At 43.0% G+C, this 26901-nt stretch carries 18 protein-coding genes; 10 read left to right on the top strand and 8 right to left on the bottom strand.

From position 1 onward, the window contains the following. Positions 1-2001, bottom strand: coding sequence for a transketolase (tkt, locus tag NO991_RS14895; RefSeq protein WP_300543891.1), 2001 nt, complete (start codon positions 1999-2001; stop codon positions 1-3). A gap of 354 nt (positions 2002-2355) precedes the next feature. Between tkt and NO991_RS14900 the strand changes: the two genes are divergently transcribed. The 5 genes from NO991_RS14900 (at position 2356) to NO991_RS14920 (ending at position 10754) form a co-directional block, all read left to right on the top strand. Then, the gene (locus tag NO991_RS14900) at positions 2356-3243 is read left to right on the top strand and encodes a MipA/OmpV family protein (RefSeq protein WP_300361196.1); all 888 of its coding nucleotides are present in this window, start codon (positions 2356-2358) and stop codon (positions 3241-3243) included. Continuing rightward, entirely contained in the window at positions 3243-3626 is a 384-nt protein-coding gene (locus NO991_RS14905; protein ID WP_171043862.1) for a DUF3019 domain-containing protein, read from the top strand. The genes NO991_RS14900 and NO991_RS14905 overlap by 1 nt, the downstream gene beginning before the upstream one ends. Further along, positions 3626-4336: a response regulator transcription factor gene (locus NO991_RS14910; RefSeq protein ID WP_166341275.1), complete on the top strand. Its 711-nt coding sequence runs from the start codon at positions 3626-3628 to the stop codon at positions 4334-4336. The genes NO991_RS14905 and NO991_RS14910 overlap by 1 nt, the downstream gene beginning before the upstream one ends. A gap of 6 nt (positions 4337-4342) precedes the next feature. Then, the gene (locus NO991_RS14915) at positions 4343-5542 is read left to right on the top strand and encodes an ATP-binding protein (RefSeq protein ID WP_300361191.1); all 1200 of its coding nucleotides are present in this window, start codon (positions 4343-4345) and stop codon (positions 5540-5542) included. A gap of 262 nt (positions 5543-5804) precedes the next feature. After that, entirely contained in the window at positions 5805-10754 is a 4950-nt protein-coding gene (locus NO991_RS14920) for a S8 family serine peptidase (RefSeq protein ID WP_371352150.1), read from the top strand. Between the two features lie 60 nt (positions 10755-10814). Here NO991_RS14920 and NO991_RS14925 read toward each other — a convergent pair whose 3' ends face one another. Continuing rightward, positions 10815-11960 (bottom strand): DUF1624 domain-containing protein, encoded by a 1146-nt coding sequence (locus tag NO991_RS14925; protein WP_371352151.1) that lies wholly within the window; start codon positions 11958-11960, stop codon positions 10815-10817. Then, entirely contained in the window at positions 11950-14034 is a 2085-nt protein-coding gene (locus NO991_RS14930) for a TonB-dependent siderophore receptor (RefSeq protein ID WP_300581813.1), read from the bottom strand. The genes NO991_RS14925 and NO991_RS14930 overlap by 11 nt, the downstream gene beginning before the upstream one ends. A 279-nt stretch (positions 14035-14313) precedes the next feature. On the opposite strand from NO991_RS14930, the gene NO991_RS14935 reads away from it, so the two are divergent. Then, on the top strand, positions 14314-14559 hold the full coding sequence (locus tag NO991_RS14935) for a DUF3297 family protein (protein WP_171040424.1): 246 nt from the start codon (positions 14314-14316) through the stop codon (positions 14557-14559). Between the two features lie 217 nt (positions 14560-14776). On the opposite strand, the gene NO991_RS14940 is transcribed toward NO991_RS14935, so the two are convergent. Genes NO991_RS14940 through NO991_RS14950 form a run of 3 tightly spaced genes read right to left on the bottom strand, consistent with a single transcriptional unit; the run spans position 14777 to position 16197 of the window. Then, positions 14777-15184 carry a MerC domain-containing protein gene (locus NO991_RS14940; protein WP_300360001.1) on the bottom strand — a complete coding sequence of 136 codons (408 nt, stop codon included), beginning with the start codon at positions 15182-15184 and terminating at the stop codon, positions 14777-14779. 45 nt (positions 15185-15229) lie between these two features. Beyond that, a complete protein-coding gene (locus NO991_RS14945) occupies positions 15230-15697 on the bottom strand; it encodes a Fur family transcriptional regulator (RefSeq protein WP_194442498.1) in 468 nt (155 codons plus the stop codon). Then, the gene (locus NO991_RS14950) at positions 15694-16197 is read right to left on the bottom strand and encodes a DUF2796 domain-containing protein (RefSeq protein ID WP_300359999.1); all 504 of its coding nucleotides are present in this window, start codon (positions 16195-16197) and stop codon (positions 15694-15696) included. The genes NO991_RS14945 and NO991_RS14950 overlap by 4 nt, the downstream gene beginning before the upstream one ends. A gap of 140 nt (positions 16198-16337) precedes the next feature. On the opposite strand from NO991_RS14950, the gene NO991_RS14955 reads away from it, so the two are divergent. The 4 genes from NO991_RS14955 to NO991_RS14970 all read left to right on the top strand — a co-directional run bounded on the left by NO991_RS14955 (position 16338) and on the right by NO991_RS14970 (position 23988). Further along, positions 16338-18758 (top strand): TonB-dependent receptor domain-containing protein, encoded by a 2421-nt coding sequence (locus NO991_RS14955; protein ID WP_300543292.1) that lies wholly within the window; start codon positions 16338-16340, stop codon positions 18756-18758. 28 nt (positions 18759-18786) lie between these two features. Beyond that, complete coding sequence (locus NO991_RS14960; protein WP_300359995.1) at positions 18787-20160, top strand: 5-methyltetrahydrofolate--homocysteine methyltransferase; 1374 nt, start codon at positions 18787-18789, stop codon at positions 20158-20160. Between the two features lie 157 nt (positions 20161-20317). After that, positions 20318-23533 (top strand): S41 family peptidase, encoded by a 3216-nt coding sequence (locus NO991_RS14965; protein ID WP_371352152.1) that lies wholly within the window; start codon positions 20318-20320, stop codon positions 23531-23533. A 275-nt stretch (positions 23534-23808) separates the two neighbouring features. Then, positions 23809-23988, top strand: a complete 180-nt coding sequence (locus tag NO991_RS14970) for a hypothetical protein (protein WP_371352153.1) — start codon at positions 23809-23811, stop codon at positions 23986-23988. 19 nt (positions 23989-24007) lie between these two features. Here NO991_RS14970 and NO991_RS14975 read toward each other — a convergent pair whose 3' ends face one another. Then, positions 24008-25126, bottom strand: a complete 1119-nt coding sequence (locus tag NO991_RS14975) for an alpha/beta hydrolase-fold protein (RefSeq protein ID WP_371352154.1) — start codon at positions 25124-25126, stop codon at positions 24008-24010. A gap of 169 nt (positions 25127-25295) precedes the next feature. Next, on the bottom strand, positions 25296-26882 hold the full coding sequence (locus NO991_RS14980; protein ID WP_371352155.1) for an amidohydrolase family protein: 1587 nt from the start codon (positions 26880-26882) through the stop codon (positions 25296-25298). Positions 26883-26901: the final 19 nt, after the last annotated feature.

The following is a 26901-nucleotide window of genomic DNA, read 5'->3' on the forward strand; positions in this document are numbered from 1 at the left end:
TTATTCAGCAAGTAATGCGTTTGCTTTTGCAACTAGATTTGCCACTGTGAAACCAAAGTGCTCAAGCAATACTGCGCCAGGCGCTGATTCACCAAATGTGTCCATGCCTAGTACATCACCATCTTGGCCAACATACTTGAACCAGAAGTCACGGTGTGCAGCTTCAACAGCAATCTTAGGTGTACCCGCTGGTAACACGCTTTGACGGTATGCTTTATCTTGGCTATCAAACTGATTCGTTGATAGCATAGATACCACGCGAACTTGTTTGCCTTGTGCTTTTAGCTCAGCAGCAGCATTCACAGCTAACTCTACCTCAGAACCTGTTGCAATAAGGATAAGCTCTGCAGCTTGTTCGCTATCAACAAGTACATAACCCCCTTTTGCAATATCAGCAACTTGCTGTGCATCACGTGCCATTGCTTTGGTACCCTGACGGCTGAAGATCAGTGAACTTGGGCCTGTTTCTTTTAATAACGCTTGGCGCCAAGCTACCGCTGTTTCAGTTTCATCACACGGACGCCATGCAGTCATGTTTGGTGTCATGCGAAGATTAGCGATTTGCTCGATTGGTTGGTGAGTAGGACCATCTTCACCTTGACCGATAGAGTCATGGGTATACACAAAAATGCTCTGCGCTTTCATTAATGCAGCCATACGTACGGCATTACGTGCGTATTCCATAAACATTAAGAAGGTTGCGCCAAATGGGATAAAGCCACCATGTAATGCTATGCCATTCATGATTGCGCTCATACCAAACTCACGTACGCCATAGAACACGTAGTTACCATCAGCTGCATCTTGTAAACCTTTTGCTTCTGGCCATAAGGTTAAGTTAGAACCAGCAAGGTCAGCAGAGCCACCCATTAGTTCAGGAAGCTGGTTAGCAAAGAAGGTGATCGCATTTTGTGATGCTTTACGTGTCGCAATGTTTTGCATGTCGGCTTGGCATTTAGCAATGTACTCATCAGCTAATTCAGCGAAGTTAGCTGGTAATGCTTTTTCAAGAACACGACGTGTGTATTCTTTTGCTAGTTCAGGGTGTGCTTTGCTATAAGCTGCAAACTTTTGCTGCCATGCACCTTCAAGCTCTTGGCCTTTCGCTTGATTATTCCACTCGTTATAAACTTCTTGTGGAACTTCAAATGCTGGATGTGGCCAGTTTAACTGCTCACGTACAGCAGCGATTTCGTCGTGACCCAGTGGTGCACCGTGACAGTCGTGGCTACCTGATTTATTTGGCGAGCCAAAACCAATCACTGTTTTACAACAGATTAATGTTGGTTGCGTGGTGTTGCTTTGTGCCGCTTCGATTGCACCCGCAATTGCATTCATATCGTGACCATCAACATCACGGATAACTTGCCAACCGTAAGATTCAAAACGTGCAGGTGTATCGTCGGTGAACCAACCTTCTACTTCACCATCGATAGAGATGCCATTGTCATCCCAAAATGCGATTAGCTTGCCTAGGCCTAATGTACCTGCCAGCGAACATGCTTCGTGCGAGATACCTTCCATTAAACAGCCATCACCCATAAAGCAGTAAGTGAAGTGATCAACAATATCAAATTGTGGCTTATTGAATTGCGCCGCTAAGGTTTTTTCAGCGATTGCCATACCAACTGCGTTAGCAATGCCAGAACCTAATGGGCCCGTAGTTGTTTCAACACCCGGTGTGTAACCGTATTCTGGGTGACCCGGTGTTTTAGAGTGAAGCTGACGGAATTGCTTAATATCTTCGATGCTTACGTCATAACCGCTTAGGTGTAACAATGCATATTGAAGCATTGAACCATGACCATTTGACAACACAAAGCGGTCACGGTTAGACCAGTCTGGGTTTAATGGGTTATGGCGGTGAAAGTTTTGCCACAATACAGCTGCAATATCAGCCATACCCATAGGCGCACCTGGGTGGCCAGAGTTAGCTTGTTGAACGGCATCGACAGCAAGTATGCGAATAGCATTTGCAGATTGAGAACTAGGCAGAGTCATCTTATTGGCTTCCTGTTAATATTATAATATAAATAATATCGCAAAAACTCACTCAAATAGCAACTTAATAAAGCGCTATGCCAGTAATGACGTGTATTTAGGCCCATTTTGTACCGCTAAGCGCAGGTTTTAACACCATTTTATCGTTAATAACTTTTTCTAACTAAAGAAATGAAAACACCGCTCAAAATAACCAAGCAAAAGTAGTGAAATATGCTTATTTATCAAGCAATTCCCTTAACTAATTTAGATTACAAGAGCCAGACTTTGCTACAATTTGGTACATTATTTCATTGTTCAAGCCATTAATAACAACTTAATGTTAACGAGATTTTTCATTTAGGTTGTTTATTTGTGACTGTTCTAGGTAGTTGCTCACTTGGGCTACGAGTTTTATTTCTAATTAGTGCATTTTGCCTTTCACCAATGGCAAGTAGCACTGATTCTGCGTATTTAGCAGATGAAGGAGTAAGCCTTGGAGTAAGCTTAGGCTATGGTCAGCTCGCCAACCCAGTTTATAAAAAAGACGATATTCCTCTTTATGCCCTACCGCGTATTGAGCTATTTGCCGGTGACTTTTCATTTGCAAATACTCAGTTTGCTTGGACCCCCGTGTGGGGCAATAACTATCAAGTGTCGTTATTCACCCAACTTAATGAGGATGGCCTATATTTTACTAAGCATTCAGCTATATTAGCCGCGGTTAGAACAGCTAGCGGTCGCCCCTCAATGACGCCACCACCACCTGGTTCAGGTGTCGAAACACCAGTGGTGATAAAACGCCGCGGTGATATTACTAAAATATCAAAACGTAAACTGTCGGCCATGAGCGGTATTGAAGCAATCGTTGACTGGCAAAACTGGCGTTTTAGCGCGTATTGGTCAATGGAACTCACCAACTATCACAAAGGGTTACAAGGCGCATTGTCTGCACAGCGCTTGTTTTTATTTGATCAACATCTGGTTTTGCTCGGCGTAGAGTTACAGCATTTAAGTGCTGGTTTAGTGGATTACTACTATGGTAGTGCGTTGCAAGAAATGGGCGCTGGATTTAGCCCTTATTTAGGTCGCTCTAGTCAAAAATATAGCCTTAAAGCCAGTTACCAATATCAATTTAATCAACAATGGCAATTTATAAGCGATATAAAATACCAACGCTTATCATCAGGTATCGCCGATAGCCCCCTTATCAATGACAGCAACTTACTGTCTTTTTATGCTGGCTTTGCATGGAATTTCTAATGATGTTACTTAGCAAGCTTCTCTCATTTTTACTCATCTGTAGCCTCGTATATATCGACAGCACATTCGCAAAAGCAGGCTACATTGAAGTATCACCAGAAAACTGTGTGACGGCAGAGCAAGACTGTGTGATGGATGTCTCGATTAATTGGTACACCGAAGTCAGCAAAACAGTGTGCATTCGCGTTACTGATCAACAAATTAGACTATTCTGCCATAAACCAAGCCAAGGACAGAACTTTGCAATCACAGTGCAAAACAATCGCAACATTGTGTTAGAGCTACTCAGCGAACAGCTCGAACCCTTAGAAAGCACTGAAATTAGTTTATTCCACCAGCACGTAAAAAAACGTCGTCGTGATATCGCATGGAGTATTTTTTGATGAGCCAGCATACTATTTTATACATTGAAGATGATTTAAAACTTGCCCAGCTAGTTTCTAATTATTTAAGTAATCATGGTTATATCATTGAACATTTTGACAGTGGTTGCCATGCTTGTTACCAAGCAAGCAGTAAGAAATACGATTTAATTTTGCTAGATATCGGATTAGGTTCAGAAGATGGTTTTGAGGTATTTAAAGAGCTAAAACAAGTCCAAGATACACCCATTATTTTTATGACTGCAAGGCAGAGCCAAGTCGATCATATCACTGGCCTTGAACTAGGCGCCGATGATTACCTAACCAAACCCGTTTCCCCGTCAATTTTATTAGCGCGAATTAACAATACCATTCGCCGCAGCCTAGCTGTAAAGCCAACAAGTACCACTCACAACGCCCATAACATTCGCTTTGGTTCTTTAAGCATTAATACCATTCAGCGCGAGGCTTACTTGTATAGCCAACCACTTGAACTAACCAGTGCAGAGTTCGAAATACTGATCCAACTAGCTCAATCAGCGGGTCAGTTGGTCAGTCGAGACCAATTATTTGATGGCACCATTGGCCGTAAATACGATGGTCAAAGCCGCACTATCGATGGCCGCATTAGCCGCTTACGCAAAAAGCTCGGTGACGAAGCGGTGCCAGCACAAAAAATTGTAACCGTTTGGGGCAAAGGATATATTTTTTCTCCACAAGCATGGGGGTAATGCAGTTTGCTACGCCTATTTTGCTATTTGTATTTAACGCTAGCAGTTTGTCTAGGGAGTGCCGCTTGGTTACTAGAAACCTATTTTCCAAGCCCACCGAGCTACAGTACAGAACAGCAATTAGCAGAAAGCATCTTAAGCCTTACGCCCAATAATCCTGCTATAAAACACACACCTCTTGCAAACTTTTACCTTGGCGAACAACTACAGGCATCACTTTTAGCAGGTCAAGTAATTAGTGTTAACGATGCCAATAGCAACCTTTACTTTCATAAGTTAGCTGATGACAGGCACACCTTATTAAGCATTGGCCCCTACAGCCAGCCTGCTGATCAGGGTTATCAGTCTTTAGTAAGCCTACTGTTTTACTCTAGCCTTGCCTTAGCTGTGGTGATTTTTACAGGTCCACTGCTGTTTGACTTAAATAAGCTACGCAAAGCCAGTAGTAAAATATCTAACGCCGACTTTACAGCACAAGTGCACTTCACACGTTTTAGCCTGCTAAAGAGCATTGGCGATACCTTTGATGACATGGCATTAGCACTTCATAACCGGAATCAAAGCCAACGCGAATTGATCAATGCTGTTTCCCATGACTTTTTAACGCCTATATCACGGGCTAAATTCGCCCTCGAAGCAGTCGTTGATAACAACGCTTACCGACACAGTGTGTTGCAAGACATTATTGAACTTGAGCTATTAGTCGAAGAGTTTTTAACCTATGCCGAGCTTGAACAATGTGAACCCGCCTTGCTAGTGAAAGACTACTGCCCAGACGCACTATTACAGCCCTGCATTACTAAGTTCCAAAGCTATTGTCCTTTGGCTATTCGTCTTGACTGCGAATTAACAGCAATTTGCGTTGATAAACAAAGCTTTCAACGCTTATTGCAAAACTTACTCGGGAATGCGGTTCGCTTTGCTAAAACGCAAATTCTTATCAAGCTTTCACAATGCAAAAACGGCACTTTGTTAGTGATTGAAGATGATGGTCCGGGGATCCCAGAACACAAGCGCGTCAGCCTTATGCAGCCATTTTCTAAAACCGCTTCGGTGCACCAAACAGGCTACCAAGGTGTTGGCCTTGGCTTATCAATCGTTAAGCAGCTATGCCTGTGGAATAACGCAAAGTTTAGCCTAGATAACGCGCAAACCTTAAGCGGAGCAAGAGCAAGTATCCTATTTAGGCCCGCCTCTCCTTTATAGAAATGTATCAATCTGTATCAAAGTGAACCATTTATTCACGTTTTATTGATGAAAACACATACATATTTAACCATTCAGCAAGGTTTTTAAGCGAAAAACCCAATGTTTATAGCTTTTCGCCAAAACCGCTCGTTTGTTGGTTAAAAAAGATTTGTTATACCATAACATTTAGTTTGTATTTCAATTCATATAACTACAAGCCAACTTGCTATTCCGCTAGGAATTGCCCCAAAAAAATAAAATCCATGGGAAGTTAGATCACATGTTCAATATGAAAAAAGTATCAGTGATGGTCGCATCTGCACTTTACTTAGGTGTAGGTACGTCTGCTGCTGCGCTAAATGACCAAGTATGGCCAGAACAGCCGGCAGGCTATGCGCCAAAGCAAACCGTTAGCAATGAATTTGTGTGGGAAGACAAGGTTAACAACACAGTTAAAAAACAAAGCCGCGTTTTCACACCAGAGAAAAATGTTAGTGGTATTCAAACTTATATCGTGCAACTGGACGATGCACCTATTTCAACTTACCAAGGTGGTATTAAAGGGCTTACAAGCACAAAAGATGTAGTAATGCAGACGCAACAAGCATCAACGCGCTCAACGCGCTCAACGCTTAATATGACGCAGCCTGTTATTGCAAGCTACGCTAATCACCTAGCAAGTAAGCGCCAATCAGTTGTTAATACAGCAATGAGCCAACAAGGCTTACAACTAAATGTTGAGCGCACATTTAATGTGACATTAAACGGTTTCACCACCAAAATGACACAAGATGAAGCGAAGCGCCTAGCTAAAGTGGCTGGCGTGAAGAAAATCACTCGCTCAAAAATCTACAGCCTAAATACCTTTAATACCATTGAACAAACAGGTGCTTCTGCACTTTGGAGCGCAAGTGCTAGCAATCCTAGCAGCAACAAAGGTGAAGGCACGGTTGTAGGTATCATAGATACAGGTATCAATACCGATCACCCATCATTCGCAGCAGTAGGCGACGATGGCTACACTCACACCAACCCACTAGGCGACAAGTACCTAGGTGACTGTGCAACCGCTGAATTTGCTGATCTGTGTAACGACAAGCTAATTGGTGTTTATTCTTATCCTGAGATCACCGCAGCTTATGTGGATTCGGTATTTGAAGAGACTCGCCCAGAAAATGGTGAAGACTATCATAGCCATGGCTCACACGTTGCTGGTACAGCAGCGGGTAATATCCTATACGATATTCCTTACAAACTGACTGAGTATGAAAGCCAATCATCAGGTTTAGAAACCAATGTAACTTTCCCGCAAGTATCAGGTATGGCACCCCATGCCAATATCATTTCATATCAAGTATGTTGGCCGGGTAATTCTGGCGACCCATACGCAGGCTGTCCAACAAGCGCTATTTTAGCCGCCGTTGAACAAGCTGCCATTGATAATGTTGATGTACTTAATGCTTCATTAGGCGGTCTTGAAGAAGATCCATGGAGCGATCCAATTGAGCAAGCGTTCATGAATGCAGCCGAAAGTGGTGTATTTGTCGCTGTAGCGGCAGGTAACAGCGGCCCTGAGTATTCAACAGCCGATCACTCTTCTCCTTGGGTTACCACTGTTGCAGCATATAGTCCTGCAAGCAAAGTTAACTTTGGCAATAAACAACTTAAAAACTTAACTGGTGGTGATAATTCAGCGCCAGGTCCTTTTGAAGGTGCTGGTGTCAACTTTAACGAGTTAACAGGTTTAATTGTTGCTGCGACTGATTTTGAAAATCCGAATGAAAGTTCTAGCTATGCACTTGCTAACTGTGACAAACCATTCCCTGAAGGTACATTTGATTTAGTTGATGATCCTGCAACCGCTATTGACGAAAGCGCACAAGATGTCATTGTGGTATGTAAGCGCAGCTCTTATCCGTTATATTCTAAATCATTAAATGTACAAGCGGGCGGTGCTGAAGGCCTCATCGTGTATAACCAAAGTGCCTTTTATGATCGCTATACTATTCCTTCTATTTCCTACCCAATCCCTACAATACATATTAAAAATGTTGATGGTACAAGCTTACTAGAATGGTTGAGCGTAGGCGACAGCCACGTAGGCACCATTGAAGCAACCGAGGGCACCGTAGACGCTGTGGATAAAGACCGCATTGCTTATTTCTCTGGTCGTGGTCCATCATACTTTGGCTTTGATACTTTACTCGTTGATGTAGCAGCCCCTGGGGTCGATATTTACGCACCATCATCAGACGATCAACCGTTTACAAATAATCCTGCAACTTCAGATTGGCAATCTATGTCTGGTACATCAATGGCGAGCCCACACGTTGCAGGCGCGGCAGCATTGTTAAAACAATCTCATCCTGACTGGTCGCCAATGCAAATTCAATCTGCATTGATGTTAACTGCAAATAATCAGCTAGGAGTTGCTCAATACTTAAACAACTATGCAGACGATGGCTTTGATGCAGCACTTGCTGAAATGGGTGCGGGTAAAATGCAAGTTGAGCGAGCAGATAAAACAGGCTTATTGCTTGATGAAAGCATTGCTAACATGGCTGCTGCAAACCCAAGTCTTGGTGGCCGCGAAAAAGCATTAAACACGGCTTACATGGTTGATAATGACTGCGGCTTTAAATGTACATTTATCAGAACCTTTACAGCAACTGAAGACGCAAGCTGGACTCTACATACCGAAAACTGGATTGGTAATAGCAAAATTAGTGTTGAGCCAAGCAACTTTGATATTAAAGCAGGCGAAACACAAAGTATCATTGTTACTGTGGAAGCAAGCCAACAAGCAACGCCGCAAGAGTTAATTGATTACACGGGCAATCAAGGTCAAGTCGTCATGACTTCTAATAACCCTGAGTCACCGATTCTAGAAATGCCAGTGTGGACATTTGCCGGTGACACCGGTTTACCTGAATTTATTCAAATTGACGCACACCGACGCTCTGCGACAATGAAAGTAGGACCTTTCAATACGGGTGAAATCAGCAACCTAACCACACAATCGTACGGCTTAGTAAAAGGCCAAGTTGAAACCGTACACCTATTCAACGACACCACACCAGGCGACCCATTCGATAGCGTTGATGTCGACGGTGAAGCTGTAAACAACAACCACATTCAGTGGACCACTGTACCAGAAGACGCAAAAATGCTGAGCGCCAGTGTTATGAATGAACAATCTCGCGTATTGGTGTTTATGGGTAAAGATAGTAATGGTGATGGCATTGCGTCTTTTGAAGAAACGCTATGTATGTCAACTAGCTACACCCTAACTAACTTCTGTAACATTGTAGACCCTGAAGCAGGTGAATATTTTACTCTGTATATGAACTTGCAAAACTACGATTACGATGAAGTAGATGAAGGAATAGAAGTTTCATTTGCAACCGCAATTACAACCTCTGACAATGGCTCACTTACTGTTACAGGACCAAGTAGCGTAGCAGGTTACGATAACTTTGAGCTTGACCTTGCATACAATTTACCTGATATGGAAGTAGGAGATATCTACTTCGGTGGCTTTGATATCGGTAGTAATCCAGAAGATATTGGCAATCTTGGTTTTGTACCTGTGATCATCGAGCAAGTTGATAAGGACGTTACTTTTAAGGCGAGCAAAGAAAAAACATTTGTCGGTGATTTAGTCGACTTTGAAATTAGTGTCATTGCCAATAATGAGGATGAAGCACGTCAATTTGCGCTCAATACAGAATTCCCTAATGGGATCAATATTATACCTGATAGCCTTGTTGCAACACACTCAACGCCTGTTGAACCAGTGTTAGATAACAATATGCTTTCGTTAGTAGGCATACAAGAAACCACAAAAGATGTAGGCCGAAATTATAATATTACTACCAATATCACCGATGAAATGTGCTCATTAACCGCGGCTCATTCGCCTGATCCTCACTATTTAGAGCTAAGAGAACTTGGCTGGCGAACACTTGAGGGAGTTGAAGGTCAATATTACAATGAGTTTGAGTACTCGTTTAAAGAACTAATGAACACAGATCTAGATGTGTCATTTCCATTTTTTAATAAGTATCACTTTGATGCTATAAAGCTCAACCCCGCAGGCTTAGTAACATTTGGTTCGCAAGGTCGCACATCACCATTTCATGTTGACCTACCAGAAGGTTACACTCAGCCGCCTCCGCCGCCATACCTTATCGCTCCTTTCTGGGTTGGTGACAACATGATCCCAGAGCGTGTGGACGGTGGTTATGGTAACTATGATGCCAATGCAGGTATTACCCCTACTTACACAGTTTCACGTGAGTGGTTAGTACTTGAATGGGATAACATTCAACGCAGCAACACCGAAGGTCAACTTATTGATGTAGAGATGTTTATGCGAATGGGGATTGATTATGAACCAGGTGAGTATGAGCTACTATTTGCGTATGACAATATTAATCTAGCCGATGCTCAGGGCTCTATTGGCCTAAAAGCCGCTGATGGCAGAGCCTTCATAAGTGGTGACATACCCATCGATTTAAATATCGGTAACAAGCTAGGCTTTAATAATATGGATGAAGTTTTACACGACGACCTAGTTGTGTGTCTTGACTACACAGGCCCTGAAATCTCTAAGTTTGACGTAAAATTCCAGGCTTATATTGGTGAACAAGCAGCAAACCAAACTCACCAACTAACCTTAGTGAACGGCTTAGAAGGTGCAGATGATGAAACCATCACCCTTGAGCTTGAAGTTATCGGTAACCTAGAAATGGCAGGCTTAACTGATATGTCGGTCGCAGAGAACGAAACGATTAGTTTTGACGTGCTTTATGCTGACGAAAACCAAGTGAGCAACCAAATCGAGGTGTTAGGTGAAAACTTCACTTATGAAGTATCTGGTCACACTTCAGGTAGCACTGTGACTATTACACCTGCGGCGCACTTCCATGGTGATATTGATGTAACAGTAAAGGTTAGCGACAACGTTAACCCAACTGATGCAGCAATGAGCTCATTTGTATTATCAGTGATGTCTGATGGTGAAGAGCTTGGCTGTACTGACAGCTCAGCAACTAACTATGATGAAAACGCCAATACTGACAATGGTAGCTGTACTTTCCCTGAGGCAGTAATCCCAGAGACAGAAATTGAAAAAGACAAGAAATCATCAAGCGGTTCATTCGGCTGGTTACTACTAGCAGTTGCACCACTGATGGCACTTCGTCGTAAAAGATCTCAGATTAACTAAGGACGAGTTAATTAGGATAGTTAAGTAATGCCGATATGTTTAACATATCGGCATTTTTCGTTATAAATACTTTAACCAAGGCTTGTTAGCCTTACGCTTGTATTCACTAAACTTCTTGGTTGGCCAATAAAGCCCTATTGCCAACAATAAAGTAATAAACCAAATACCTGATATATCACTGACTCCTAAATATTGCCCTTGATTTGCCCCCCAGATCAGCATGCCTATTTGATACATAAATAGCAGTACATAGAGGTGGAAAATATAAAAGAACATAGGCACAGAGCCAAATACACGTAGCGCATTAGTAAAGCGGTTGAGTGGTCTTTCAAATAACCACAAGCCTACAAACATGCCTGCTAACGTGATCAACAAAAAGCTCAGTGACGGTGGGTACTTAGTCACATTAAACACCGACATCACGGTTTCGGTTGTGGTGCTAAACGTTTGCCATGGCAAAGTTTCACCATAGATATTAAACCCACGCAGCAGCGCAAATAACCCCACACATAACAGCGCTAACAGCAGCAATGCTCGTTTACGTGAATCCGCCGATTGAGTATGCGCATATAAAGGACCTGCACAGTAACCCAACAAAATTACGCCAATCCAAGGCAGCACTGGGTAGCTAATTTTGACGTCGATTAAACCACCTTGTGATAGATAGCCTCGATCATGCAAAATCGTCCACAGCGAGTAACCAAACTCATCGGGCGTAAAGCTGATTGGCGTCAGTAAGTTATGGCCAAATACAATAACTAAACCAAGCACCAGCAATAGGTTGCATGGCAGCTTAATCAATGCTGCTAACACCAGCATACAAAGGCCAATCGCCCACATCACTTGTAGCCAAATGGTGTGGTAGTAACCCATCCACGAAAAACAAATCAGTGTCACTTCGAGGGCGATTAAAAATAGCCCTCGCTTGATTAAAAAGCTGCGTGCTGAACGCGCCACGCCACTTGCTGGGTGACTATAAAGCCACGCCGACAAACCAGTTAAGAAGATAAAGGTTGGCGCACAAAAGTGTGCAGCAAAGCGGCTCCAAAAAAGCCCCGGCGAAGTGGTATCAACCACCATGGGATCGGCCACCTGCATGTGCAAGAAAAACCGCTCTCGCACATGATCAAGTAACATCAGCAGAATAACGACACCACGCATGATGTCGATACTATGAATACGGCTTTTAACTTGCTCAGAAGTCATAACTTACGCCAAGTTTAAATTGCGTCGGCGCACCCGGGTAGGCCCACAATGCATTGTAAGAACTGGCAATATACTGCTCATCAAACACGTTATCGACATTCAGTGATACTGTCGTACGTTCTGTCGCTCGCCATTTAGCAAATAAACCAACCGTTTGGTAACTCGGTAATCGGAAGGTGAGATCAGCTGGGTCGCCTAAACGGTCAGACACATATTGATAATGACCACCAATCTTTATTTCTTGTGCGAATACATTCAGATCATGGTTTAAGCCAATCGAAAGGTTATTCTTTGGTACGTTCACAAGTGGACTGCCCTTAGGAATTGGCACTAACCAGTCAACATTTAGACTATCTGTTGCAGTCTCGGCATCCACATAGGCATAAGATAGGGTGTACTCGGTCTTGTCACCCAATGAACCTGTTAAATCTAACTCAAAACCTGTGCTATTTGCTTTACCTACAGGTGTTGAATAGCCCACATTTACTGGATCTGCCACCAGCATGTTGCTCTTGCTCGCATCAAAATAAGCAAGCGTACCGCTGATATTGGCGTAGCTAAATTTAATACCCACTTCAAACGAGTCACTTTCTTCAAAACCGAATGGATTACCTTCGGCATCGGTGCCGCTCAGTGGTAAAAAGCCTTCTGAATAGCTTGAGTAAAGGTTAACGTCGTCATTAAGTGCGTAAACCACACCAAAACGTGGACTAATGCGATTTTCTTTGCTGTTTGATGCAACACCAGACTTAGTTTCAAAAATATCTTGTTCAATTTCATCAAAACGCAGACCTAACATCACTTTTAAGTTATCGGTTAGATCGAGCTGATTTTGCAGATAAATACCGTACGCATTTTGCTGTTCGTTATTTTCGTACTGCATGCCCACTTCAGGGCCTTCAGTAGTGCTGTACTCTGGCTCATAAATATCAATGGTGTAAGTGCCATTACCACCACGGTAGCGATAAAGCCCAGTGCGCAGCTCATAGTCGTAACCATCCACACCAATTAGTACATGGTTAGTAATACCGGCAACATCAAAGTGACCGCTTAATTCAAAGCGCAACGATAAATCATCAGATTCATAGTCACGGTATCTGTGTTGGCGAGTTAAGGTTCTGCCATCATCAAATAATGACTGGCGCGATGGTGACAGCTCAGCATCTGACGAATAACCCGTTAACGTTGCAGTACGGTAACTCGCACCTAATAACAAGCTCCAATCTTGGTTTAGATCATTGCTGTAATTTAATTGATGACCGCGCGAGTGCACCTTAGTTGGTGCATCATTTGGGTTACCTAAAAAACGTGACTCAGGCACGGTATCAAAATCACCATTTAACACCACAATACCGCGGTCATACATTTGCTGTTGGTCAACATACTCAAACTCATAAGTCAGCGATGAGTTATCGTTGATTTGATAATAAAGCGAAGGCGTAATCACGAATTTGTCGTGGTGTACATAGCCTCTGAAGCTGTCGCTATCTTGCCATGCACCATTAATACGAAACGCTAAATCATCGCTTAGACCGTTAGTGAAATCACCTTGAATACGCTTGTGATCATCGCTACCGAACTCAGCTTGAAGTTGCCCTTGCTGATAAAACTGTGGCTTTTTAGTAATAATGTTTACGGTACCGCCCGGCTCTGAGCGGCCATAGAGCGCTGAGCCAGGTCCTTTTAATACTTCAATGTACTCAATATTTGATACATCACGCGGACCTGCAAAACCGCGACCACCACTAAAGCCGTTAACTAAATACCCAGACGGCATATTTTCGTTACCTGATAAACCACGGATTGAATAGCTATCCCACAGCGCGCCACCATTATTCTTGCGAGTAATGCTGGCAGAAAAATCCAGTGCATCACGAAACTTAGTAATACCGTTATCAGTCATCATGTCTTTACTTAATGTGGTGATCGACTGCGGTAAATCTTTTGTTGGAATATCACCACGAAACGCCTGTTTGTGTTCAATGGTGATTGTTTCGATATCGCTGTTATCAGCTGCATGGGTATTCGCTGCAAACGTCGCAGCTAAAGCTAAACTTAGTGTTGAGTACTTCATAAGGTCTGATTGTAGAAATTAAGCAAAATGATTTGTTATAAAATAACATAAATAAAAAATGGGTTATAGTATAACAATGCATTTTATTGCTAATTTTTAACCCGTCATTTTGACTACTGCTTAACACACGACTTCGACAAAAGAGTGAAGCCATAGCCATGCGTGAAGAGCATTCAGAACAAGCCTGCGAGTAAACAATAAAATTGCCATGTAGATACTTGAGCCAATGCCAGCTATTGCCTACAATGGCGCACAATTTATTCAATGCAGATCGCGACTATGACTGATACACAAAAACCAGAATTACCAAACCAACTTTCTATCAACCCACGTAGTAAATTTTATGTGGAAGAAGTTTTCGAGCATGAAATTGGTGTAAAACTTAACGGCAAAGAGCGTTTTGACGTTGAAGAATACAATATCAGCGAAGGCTGGATCAAAATCGCTTCACCAAAAGCGCTTGATCGCCGTGGCCAACCTTTACTATTAAAAGTAAAAGGGACTGTAGAAGTATTCTACAAGTAAATCAGTTTTACTGAACAAGCGTGTTGGTCAATCACTTATTGGCCGACAAGCTTGTATGTAGGGCCTGCTTATAAGCTTCTATTGCGGGAATAAAGGCGGTGATCACCGCTGCAATCGTTATCATCAGCACTAATTCAAGTATCTGCCGATTAAAAAGCTCTCCAATTAAAGTCATCAGTTAAACACTCATTACTCAATTTTATTCTGCAACCTATCGCTATTCGCTAGGACAAGGGCAGTGTTCATCTACTTTTGTATTACATAAGCGAAAATTAAACCAATGCCCTGCAATCACAAATAATGAACCTAATAAAGTTAACACTTTCTCGCCTGCTTCACCGATAACATTTTCACCTAATACTACAGCCGACAATAATAATGCCAGACCCACAACGCCTAATATAAGTAATCGGTAACGCTTGTGCTTTTTACACCCTAAAAATAGCGCTAATAAGCTACTTGGCAACACAGCTGCCAACATCCAAAAATGAAATTGTTCATTACCTAAACCCAGTGCAGCGGCACTTGGTAATAAAACTAATAATACTGGCACAGCTAAGCAGTGAATCGCACACATAGCAGATAAACCTATGGCAAACTTATCCATCATTAATTGTAATTTCACTGAAAAATTCCTAAAAAATAGAACACATGAATTATTAAAAGTGCATCAAGCAAGTTTAGCTTGGCACTCACTACATACCCCCATCATTTCAAATTGCTTTGTTTGTGAGGTAAAGCCCACATCAGCAAAGTGAGGGAAAAGCTTTGCAACATCACTTTGTGAAACCGCTAAAGTCTCAACTTTTTGGCAATGACGGCAAATCAAAAACAAAGAAATCTCACGCTTAAAAACCTCACTGTCGGTACCGTAAGCAATATATTTGTTAGCACTATTAAGCCTGCGAACAAGGTTTATCGACTCCAAAAAGCTCAAGATTCGATAAACAGACATAACAGATACACTAGAGCTTGTGCGCAGCTTGTAGCAACTGGCCAACTCGTATGCTGATAGCGGCACGTCTGTGGTTAGTAAAATTTGCAGTATTTGCTTGCGCTGAATGGTGAATTTTCTGCCATGCTCAAGGCAAACCTGCTTTGCTTTATTAAGTGTGCTGGTTAATCGCTGTTTATTCATAGCGGCCACTCAATATAAGGTTTTGTAGCTGTCAGCTCTGCTATCCCTTGCGCTTGCTCTGTGATCCACTGCGCTTCGATAACAGATATGGCTTCAGCCCATGTAAATAAAGTCACAGTGACTTTAGAAACGGGCTTATCGCAGCTAAACGAGTATTCAACTTCTAAGTCTTGATGTGAATGATGAGTGTGATGCTCAAATGGGTTTTCAAATTTAGCATGAATAAGCTTACATTCGCCGTTAAATATCACTAGCTGCTGTGAATTTGCTAATTTGGCTAATGTTTTTTTAATAGTTTGCTTTTGCTCAGCTGTCTCGGGCTGATGCTCAAAGCCAAAAATATCTCCAGCCGGTAAAATGAACTTAACCTGCCATTTGTCTTGATCATGAACCACAAAAAGCACTCCCTCACCATGTGAATGATGATGGTGTTGATGCCCTTGAGCTGAAAAAATACATCCAACCATAAAGCATATCACTGCCAACTTTGCTGCTTTCATAACCCGAACCACTCCATTTACCTCACTATAAATATGCTGTTACAAAAAAGAATAAAACTCATTCATCGATTCACACTTGATACATTATAACAATTAAAGCACAATTGATACATTATAACGTACTAAAAGAGTGGTAACTAATGAATAACATATCAAAAATAGCTGTCGTCATAGCGACGTTATTACCAGCCAGTGTCTTGGCGCAATCAATCAAAGGCGTTGTGTTAAATAACCAAGGTAAAGCGGTTGCAAATGCCACCGTTGACCTTGAAGGCTCTGATCAAAAAGTAACAACTAACGACAAAGGTGAGTTTGAAATCAGCGGCTTAAATAACGGCTTAAAAGAGCTGCATATTTCAGCGCCAGGTTATGCTCACTTACATCGAGATATCACACTTGCCAATGACCAAGACCACAGCGCAACCTTTAATCTAAAGCGCTCACCGATTGAAGTGATTGATGTTGAAGCAACGCCGATTCATATGTCGGCAATGGAATCTGCCTCACCTGTTAGTGTGTTATCTGGCGAACAATTAAGACGCCAACAAGCATCAACGCTTGGCGATAGCCTCGAAAAACTACCGGGCGTTAACACAAACTTTCATGCCAAGGTTGCCAGTACGCCTGTGATCCGTGGTTTGAGCGGCCCACGTGTTTTAATTACGCAAAATGGCTTAGATGTAAGTGATGTGTCACGTGTTGGCCCTGATCACTCAGTGGCATCGGAAGCATCAACAGCGCAGCAAATTGAAGTATTACGTGGCCCAGCAACTCTTTTTTATGGCAGCGGTGCAATTGGTGGTGTCGTCAACGTAGTTGATAGTCGAGTACCAACAGACAGCACAACACGTGGTGAATGGAACCTAGAACATAACTCTGTAGATGAGCAAAAAGTTGCTTCGTTTAATGCCACCACAGGAACAGAGTCATTTGCCTTTTATGCTGATGCATTCTGGCGTGAATCAGACGATTACGAAGTACCTGTTGCCGCCGATATTGAAGACACAGAGCACAGCTCAAAGTACGTAGTAGAAAACAGTAATGAAGACTCAGATGGCTTTACTTTAGGCACTAGCTATTTATTTGAGCAAGGTTACCTTGGTGTTGCGGTTGAGCAGTTTAACCGCCAATACGGTATTCCTGGCCATACTCATGGTGAAGAAGAAGAGCATGATCACGAAGAAGAGCACAGCGAAGAAGAAGCCGTTTTTGCTGACCTTGAACAAACCAAAGTCCAGCTACTTGGTGAATACAATATCGACAGTGAATGGCTAAGCAAAATTAACTTACGTGCGGGCCACACTGACTACGAACACGCTGAAATCGAACACGGTGCAGTAGGCACAACCTTCAAAAACGAAACCAATGAGCTGCGCGTTGACATTCTGCATAGCCAATTTGATGAGTGGAATGGTGGCGTTAGCTTTCATTACAAAAAAAGTGATGTAGAAGCACAAGGCTCTGAAGCCTTCACTCCTCCGTCGGTTACTGAAAGTATTGCTTTTGCAATTATGGAAGAAAAGCATTTTGGCGATTTTTTAGTGCAATTAGGTGGCCGTGTTGAGCGAGTTACTATTGATGCTAACAATGTGCTTTTACCAGACATTGGCGCCCATGCACATGATGAAGACGGTGATGAGCACGACCACGGTCATGATCATGGACACGAAGAATCAAACTACACACGTGTATTTGATGTCGCCCAAGAGTTTACACCGGTCAGTTTATCAACAGGGGTGGTATGGGATTTTACACCGGGTTATAACCTAGGTTTATCGGTATCGCGTTCTGAACGTGCTCCATCTGCTTCTGAGCTGTTATCTTTCGGCCCACACATTGGTACTGCAACTTATGAAGTTGGTGCGCTATTCGATACTCATGATGGTCATTTTGAGCTATCAGAAGAGGCTATCGACTTAGAAACAGCAAATAATATCGACCTGACATTCCGTAAAACCGAAGGTGATATTGGCTTTATCTTCAATGCCTTTTACAACCAAGTAGATAACTATTATTACCAGGTCAACACTGGCCTATACGCTGAAAGCGGTCATGATCACGACCATGGCGATGAACATGCTCACGAAGATGAGCACGATCATTCATCTGAGCTACCTGTTTATTTATTTAAAACAGATGACGTGGTTTTACATGGTTTTGAAGCGCAAGTTGCTTGGCAGCTAACCGACGAATTTAAAGTCGACTTATTCTCAGATTATGTACGCGCTCGCCTAAAAGACGGCGGAGATTTACCGCGTACTCCACCACTGCGTTTTGGTACTGAGTTTAGCTATCAAACCGAAAACCTAACAGCAAATATTCACGTTACACACTACCAAGAGCAAGATCGCATAGCGCAACAAGAAACCACAACAGACGGCTATACCCTTGTTGATGCCAGTATTTCTTATGACTTATCGGTATTAAACCAAGACGTCTCACTTTACCTAAAAGGCACTAACTTAACGGACACAGAAGCCCGCGTTCATAGCTCATTCTTAAAAGATATTGCACCACGTCCTGGGCGCAGTTTTGCGCTTGGTGTTCGCGGCTACTTCTAAAACAAAATTACAAATAAAGGAAACCTACATGACACACTTATTTAGATTAAAACTATTGGCACTGGCAATTAGTAGCACCCTGATCACCGCATGTGGTGATGCAGAAACAAATATTGTTGAGAAAGATCCTATTGAGGTTCCAGACGACGGTGGTGATGACCATGATCACGATCATGACGATGGCTATACCATTGACTCAATGGGTCGTTTAGCGGTTTTAGCAGCAGATAGCAACGAAGCGAATATTTTTGATTTAGATGACGACTCGTTACTAGAAACGTTTTCGCTTACTCATGAATCAAGCTCACTAAATGTTTCACCAAGCTACCGTTATGCGGTTATTGCTAACCGTAACCAAGATTACTTAGGTTTTATCGATGGCGGTTTATGGCGTGAAGATCATGGCGAACATTTACATGACTATAAACAAGGCCCTGCATTTAGTGACTACGAGCTAACAACGGGCAGCCGCCCTACTCACATCGTTAAACATGATGGCCAAATGGCCGTGTTTTACGATGGTAATGCCGACGCAGGTACAGTTGCCTCTGTAGAAGTGTTAACCGATAACGACATTACTAACGAAACCGCGACACTTGCTGGTATTCAGTACGACATCAATATGCACGGTGTTGCAGAGCCACGTGGCGAGCACCTAGTTGCTACATTGCGTCGTGCTGATAGCGAAAGCACTTCAAACGCTAAAATCCTGCCGGATCAAGTGGGTGTTTTCCACCTTCATGACGGTGAATATGAGCTTGAACAAACATTTGAAGTTACTTGCCCAGATTTACACGGTGCAGCGCAAAACCATGATTATGTAGCATTTGGTTGTGGTGACGGTGTACTAATAGCCCACCAGCATGACGATGAATACCATGCAGAAAAAATCGCCAATATAGATGCGCTAGGTGATACACGTATTGGCACATTATATGGCCATGAAGGTAGTGAAAGCTTTATTGCAATTGCATCGGGTGTATTTGTAAGTATCAATCCAAGCGAAGCTGAAATGGAAGTACTTGAGTGGCAACTTGATGAAGGCGCAAGTGCTGTATCTTACTCATTCTCAGCAAGCGGAGAGCAATTTTTAGTGCTTGATAGCTTAGGCTTTTTAAACGTGCTTGAAGCTCATGAGCACGACGGCCACATGCACTGGGAGCTTGCCGGTAAAGTAGATATCACTGAAGAAGACGTAACAACGATGCCAGAGGGCATGAACTTCAGCATGACTGTGTCACAAAATAGTGAGTTTGCTTACGTTGCTGACCCTATCGCTCAGCACGTACTAAAAGTACATATCGAAGATCTTGAAATTGAAGGTGATCTTGAACTGACTTTTGCACCTAGCGCCATCACTTGGTTAGGCATTGCAGAAGAAAGTGACGATCACGACCACTAAGAAGTTATGTTTTATGGTATGACATAGCTCGCAAAGGTTGGCATTTACTGCCAACCTTTTTTTATTCATATTTTGTAACAGACTTTCATCGCATCAGCATCGCTATTTAAAACTGAATAGTTATGATGTAACAGTTCCCAAAATAGGATGTAATCCCATGAAAAAACTAACAACGTTGGCACTGGCCATGGCTGCGACACTAGCACCTTGGGCATCAGCTTACGAAACTAAAGACACGCGCTTACTGCGCTTTCCAGATATTCATAACCAAAACGTTACCTTTGTGTACGGTGGCGATATTTACATTGCTAATACGCAAACTGGCGAGAGCAAACGCTTAACTGACCATATTGGCTTTGAAACCTTCCCTAAGTTTTCACCTGACGGTAAACGCATTGCCTTTGCAGCCGAGTACAATGGCAGCCGCCAAATTTATGTCATTAACAGCGATGGTTCTGGCTTAAAACAACTGACTTACTACAACGATGTTGGCCCAATGCCACCACGCGGCGGTTTTGATTATCGTGTTCTCGATTGGACACCTGATGGCAAAAATGTGGTATTTCGTGCTAACCGCACACCGTGGGGTAAACGTATGGGTCGTCCATACATGGTGCCTGCTGACGGAGGCCTTGAGCAGCCTCTGGCTATTCCAGAAACCGGCGGCGGTATGCTTTCGCCAGATGGTAGTAAATATGTTTACACGCCAATTGACCGTGAATTTCGTACTTGGAAGCGCACCCGTGGCGGTCGTGCACAAGATGTCTGGGTTTACGATCTAAAAAACAATACCTCAGAGCAGCTAACCAGTAACCGCGCTACCGATCAGCAACCAACTTGGGTTGGCGACAACATTTACTTTGTATCTGACCGTGATTACACCCTTAACCTGTATCAATACCAAAAAGGCGCTGAGCCGAAAAAACTAACCAACCATAAAGACTTTGACGTACTGTGGCCATCAGCTGGCCCAAATGCCGTTGTTTATGAAAACGGTGGTTACCTTTACCGCTTTGATCCAAAAACTCAAAAAAGCAACAAGCTGAGCATTAACATTGCTGGTGTGCGTCAATACGCAATGCCGTACACAAAAAATGTGAGTGACTTTATCGACTCAATGTCGATTTCTCATGATGGTAAGCGTGCACTCTTTACTGCCCGCGGTGAGCTATTTAGCGTACCGGTTAAACAAGGCCCAACACGTAACTTATCTTACACAGCAAAAGGCCGCGAAATTGACGCAAGTTGGTCGCCAAATGGCCGTTATATTGCTTATATGAGCGATGAAAGTGGCGAATACGAAATTTACTTAAAAGATCGCAGTAAAAATAATGCCACCAAGCAGCTAACCAGCAACGGCACTATTTGGCGTTTTACGCCAATTTGGTCACCAGATAGCTCAAAACTGTTATTTGCAGATAAAAACCACACACTCTGGTGGATAGATGCAAAATCAGGTAAACAACACAAAATTGATACCAGCATCTACGATGAAGAAGGCATTCGCCAATATACTTGGTCGCCAAATAGCGAAGACATTGTGTATGTGAAAAACAATGAAAACCGCTATGCCTCGCTGTGGCACTACAATGTTGATAAAAAGAAAGTGACTCGCTTAACGGATGAAATGACCAATGAGCAAAACCCAACTTTCTCTCCAGATGGTCAATATCTGTACTTTAGTTCTGAGCGCGACTTTAACTTAGCCTTTAGTAGCTACGAGTTTGACTACATGTTTAATCGTGCAACGCGTATTTATGCCGCAGCCGTAAATGACAGCATCAAACCACTTATCGCACTACAAAGTGATGAAACAGCGATCGTCAGCGATAAACAAAAAGATGACGACAAGAAAGCTAAAAATAGCCTGCAAAGTAGTGACTTTATGCAGCGTGTAACCGCTTTAAATGCGCCAGCTGGAGATTATCGTGGTTTAACGGCAGTAAAAGGTGGCGTGCTAACACTGGCTAATGGTGGCCTACAATTGATAGGCACAGCTCACGACAGCGAGCTTGAAACCGTGGCGAAAGGGGTTCGTAGTTATACTATTTCGAGCAACGGTGAGCACCTGTTAGTACATGCGGGTAACGATTACAGCTTAATTGAGCCTAAAGCAAAACAAGACTTAGCAGCGAATAAGCTAGATCTTAGTAACATGACCTTAAAAATTGAGCCACAAATTGAATGGCAGCAAATGTATGTTGAAGGCTGGCGTACATTACGTGATTGGTTCTACGATGAAAACCATCACGGCCAAGATTGGGACGCTATTTTAGCCAAGTATCAACCTATGGCTGACGCTATCTCACACCGTAGTGACCTAGATTACATTCTCAGTGAAATCGCAGGTGAAATTAACGCAGGCCACATTTATGTGCAGTCGGGTGATATGCCAAAAGCAGAGCGTAAAAAGCACGGCTTATTGGGTGCAAAACTTGCCAGCGATCCATCTGGATACGTAAAAATTGAGCAAATCTTCCAAGGTGAAAACTGGCATGAAGACTTCCGCTCACCACTTGGCACAACAGGGGTAAAAGCACATAACGGCGACTACATCATTGCCGTAAATGGCCGCTCAGTAAAAGACGTCGCTAACTTCTACGAACTACTAGAGAACACTCAAGGTGAGCAAGTTGAGTTAGTTCTTAACAGTAAGCCGCGCAGCAAAGGTGCATGGCAAGTTACCGTTAAGCCTGTCTCCAGCGAGCAAGGTTTGCGTTATTTAGACTGGGTTAACTCTCGTGCAGCCTACGTTGATAAGCTATCAAATGGCCGTATTGGTTATGTTCACTTACCAAATACAGCCTACGAAGGTAACCGCGCCATGTTCAAAAACTACATGCCGCAAACCACCAAAGACGCCATGATTATTGATGACCGATACAATGGCGGCGGCTTTATTCCTGAGCACATGATCACTTGGCTTGCTCGTAAGCCGCTTAACTATTGGAAGCGTCGCGGTGTTGAGCCAACGAAAACACCACAATTTGCTCATGATGGTCCAAAAGCCATGCTGATCAATGGTTACTCAAGTTCTGGCGGTGACGCTATTCCTTACTACTTCCGCCAAGCAGGGTTAGGTAAGCTTATTGGTACCCGTACTTGGGGTGGATTAATTGGTATTTCAGGTAACCCAAGCCTAGTAGATGGCGGCCAAGTTATCGCGGCAACATTCCGCATTTTAGATAACGATGGCAACTGGATCATCGAAAACGAAGGTGTCACTCCAGATATCAAGGTTGTTGACCGCCCAGAGTTAATCTACCAAGGTAAAGATCCATCGATTGAACGTGCCGTAGAAGAGCTATTAAAAGAGCTAAAAGACAACCCGAAAAAGCCACTCACCGTGCCACCAGCACCGACTGACTTTTAATTCTTAACTGGTTGTTAAAAAGCAAAAAACCCCGCAGCAATGCGGGGTTTATTTTTAATTAAAAGAACTACCTTTTAACTTGTATATACAAACTAATACACATTACTTGTTCTAAATTTTTGGTGCAGTTTAATATTTATCCAAACTAACACAACGTGAAAAATGTGCAATTAAGCGCCTATGGGTTGTCATCTAGAGAAAATTTGAGCAATCTAAAAATGCCTTAAAAATAATAACAAGAGTGACTGCAAGGTTACTCAAAAAGGATACAGCTCATGTTAGCAGCGCAGCTGAACTACCAAAAGCGATTGATGCCGCCTTCTGCGGTGAGTTCGAAAACTGTACCGGGCATTACTGTCGCGGTGACTGTGGTTAAAAACGTTAATGGTGATAACAGCGCAGATGTATTTGCGCTTGCCCTACAAACCCTAAGCTATTATCACCAAGACCATTGATTTGTTTAAGGCAGCTTAACTATAGCTGCCCTTGTAACCTCGTTTTTGTCTCTTTTAAGTAATCAGGGTAGGGATACGAGTCATCTGCAACAGCGATTGCAGCCTCGATTTGAACTAATGCTTGGCGAGTATTACCTTGCATTTCATAGCCATATGACAAGGCTGACAGTGCATACGCTGATTTAGGGTAGTTTTTGATATTGTACTTAAACACCTCAATAGCCCGCTCAAATTGCTGGTTATCCGTTAAACTGTAACCCAGCAGCCTAACAGCGCGGTCTGGTGGCGCTATTTGCTCGCCCCATTGCTGAGATAAACGTTGATAATAAGCATCAATTGATGAAACATCATCGCCTAGTGCACTCAAAGGCATATGTTTAGATAAAAATAAGCCATGGTACGCATTAAATGCCCCAGCAGCTGAGGTTAGGTTATGCGAAACACCTGCAAAGGCATCGCTCTTAAAGCGCAAATTTTGCACCTTACTATTTTGCACTGTTTGCTGCATATCATCGTATCTTTCGCGCATAATGCCGGCTTCTTCGCCGATATTCATATATACATAGCTGTTAATGCTTTTGGCTTTAGTAACAAAGGTATTTAGACTTTTAGCCGGGGCGCCATAGTTCCACCATACCGCAGGGCTATAAGCAATGTGCGCTTGAAATAACTCAGGGTCAGCCTGCATAGCATAAAGAGCAAATACACCCGCAGCTGAGGCTCCTGCAATAACTCTATAATCATGAGTACGATACTGTTTATTAACCAAAGGCATCAGTTCTTGCTCTACGAAAGCTAAAAACTTTGCTGCACCACCGCCTTCACCAACAGGCCCTTGTGGTTCTTTGTTCACTGTCGGATAAAAATCTCTAAGTCGATTAGTGCTTTCAATCGCAACTACAATCACCTCTGGCGCTTGATCATTTTCTTGTAAGCGCTCAAGCACGGCATTAATCAATGGTAAATTACCAGCCCCATCCAAACGATAAATAACGGGATATCTTTTGTTTGGATGTGTTTGATAGCTTTTAGGTAATTGCACAACGACAGTGCGTTGCTCACTAAGATTACTTGATTCGATAGTATGTATATGTTGGCTGTAATTTGTAACCGCATCATCTGCAGCGGGTTGAGCCATTACATGACTAGTGCAGAGTAAAAAACCACTAATACAGAGTAACTTAAATAGTCGCACGGCTTATCCTTAAGAAATATTGGTAATTTTTTAAGCTAACAGAATTGCAGGAACAAACAAAGATAACTTATGTACTTTTTTCGTAAAAAATACATAAAAGTCATTCTTTTAACTAAAGCGTATGACGCAATATTTGCCCGGCGCTTTTACCCGTCATGCCATCCGGTGATTTAATGACTTGGCCATTAATAATGACGTATTCAATTCCTTCTGCGTACTGATGAGGTGCGCTAAACGTTGATTTATCAGCAACCGTCGCAGGGTCGAGTATAACAATATCAGCAGCATAGCCTTGTGCTATCACTCCTCGGTCAGTTAGGCCTATTCTTGCTGCGGGTAAACTGGTCATTTTACGTATTGCATCTGGTAACGAAATCACCTCCTGCTCACGCACATAATGACCTAGTACTCTGGGGAAGGTGCCGTACCCGCGTGGATGTGGGTTGCCTTTACCAAGTTCTGAACCACCCGCATCGGTGGCGATTGCAGTAATTGGGTAAGCCATGATGTACTTAACATCATCTTCATTAATAGCGTGGAAGATCCCCTGAGCACCACCATTTGCTTGAATTTCCATGGCAAGTTCAGCGGCTTCATCAATACTTTGCGCTCGCCCTTCACGTTTTAATACTTCAGCAAAGGTTAGCCCATCCCATGCAGGGTTTGCTGCATAATGCGCTATTTGTAGTCTTGCGGGGTCACCACCGCCTCTATCTTCACGGATATTTTTGATCAAGCCTTGTTTTATTTTTTGCCTTAACTCTGGATCTTGTAAACGCTTTTCAACTTCAGCTTGGCCACCAGCCAATGACCATGCAGGAAATAAAATAGCAAATCGCGTAGAAGAAGCCGTGTAAGGATACTGATCGAGGGTGACATCGAAACCCGCTTTGCGAGCATCACGGATCATCTGAATAGTGTGCTTACTCTCGCCCCAATTTGGATGGCCAATCAGCTTATGATGGGAGATATGCACAGGAATACCGGTCTCTTTTGCAACATCGAGCACTTCATTCATCGCCGTGACAATCTCTGCGCCTTCATCGCGCATATGGGAGGCAAAAAATCCATGCTGAGCATGAGCGGTTTCGGCAAGCACCTTTACCTCAGCAAAGCTTGAGTACACACCAGGAACATATTTAAGCCCAGTCGATAGACCAAACGCCCCCTGCTGCATCGCTTTATCGACCAGTGCTTGCATTGCTTTTAACTCATCAGCAGTAGCAAGTCGTTGTTCTTCACCCATAACAGCTTTACGAACATCATTATGGCCAATTAATAAGGCTAGGTTAGGCCCTAGAGGTGAACGCTCGGTTTGCGCAAAAAATTGCTTAAAGTCGACAGGAGAAAAACCACAGTTACCGCCCAAAATGGTGGTAATACCCTGCTGCACTAAGTTATCGAGCCGCGGCAGCTCTGCAATTGAGCGCTCAGCATGGGAATGTAAATCGATAAAGCCTGGTGCTACAACCTTGCCTTTGGCATCTATAACTTGTTGAGCTTTGTCAGCCACCATATCACCTATTTTAGTGATCTTGCCGCTTTCAATACCAACATCAGCGCGAACCGCTTTGCCGCCACGACCATCGAGCAACATAGCGTTTTTGATGATGAGATCAAAAGATTGTCCATAAGCAATCCCCGAGCTGAGCACTAATACAGTCAATCCTATTGAAGTTAAAACACTGCGCTTTTTCATTGTTATTATCCTTAGCCTG

It is taken from the genome of Pseudoalteromonas sp. DY56-GL22 (assembly GCF_041414715.1).
Taxonomy (GTDB): Bacteria; Pseudomonadota; Gammaproteobacteria; order Enterobacterales; family Alteromonadaceae; genus Pseudoalteromonas; species Pseudoalteromonas simplex.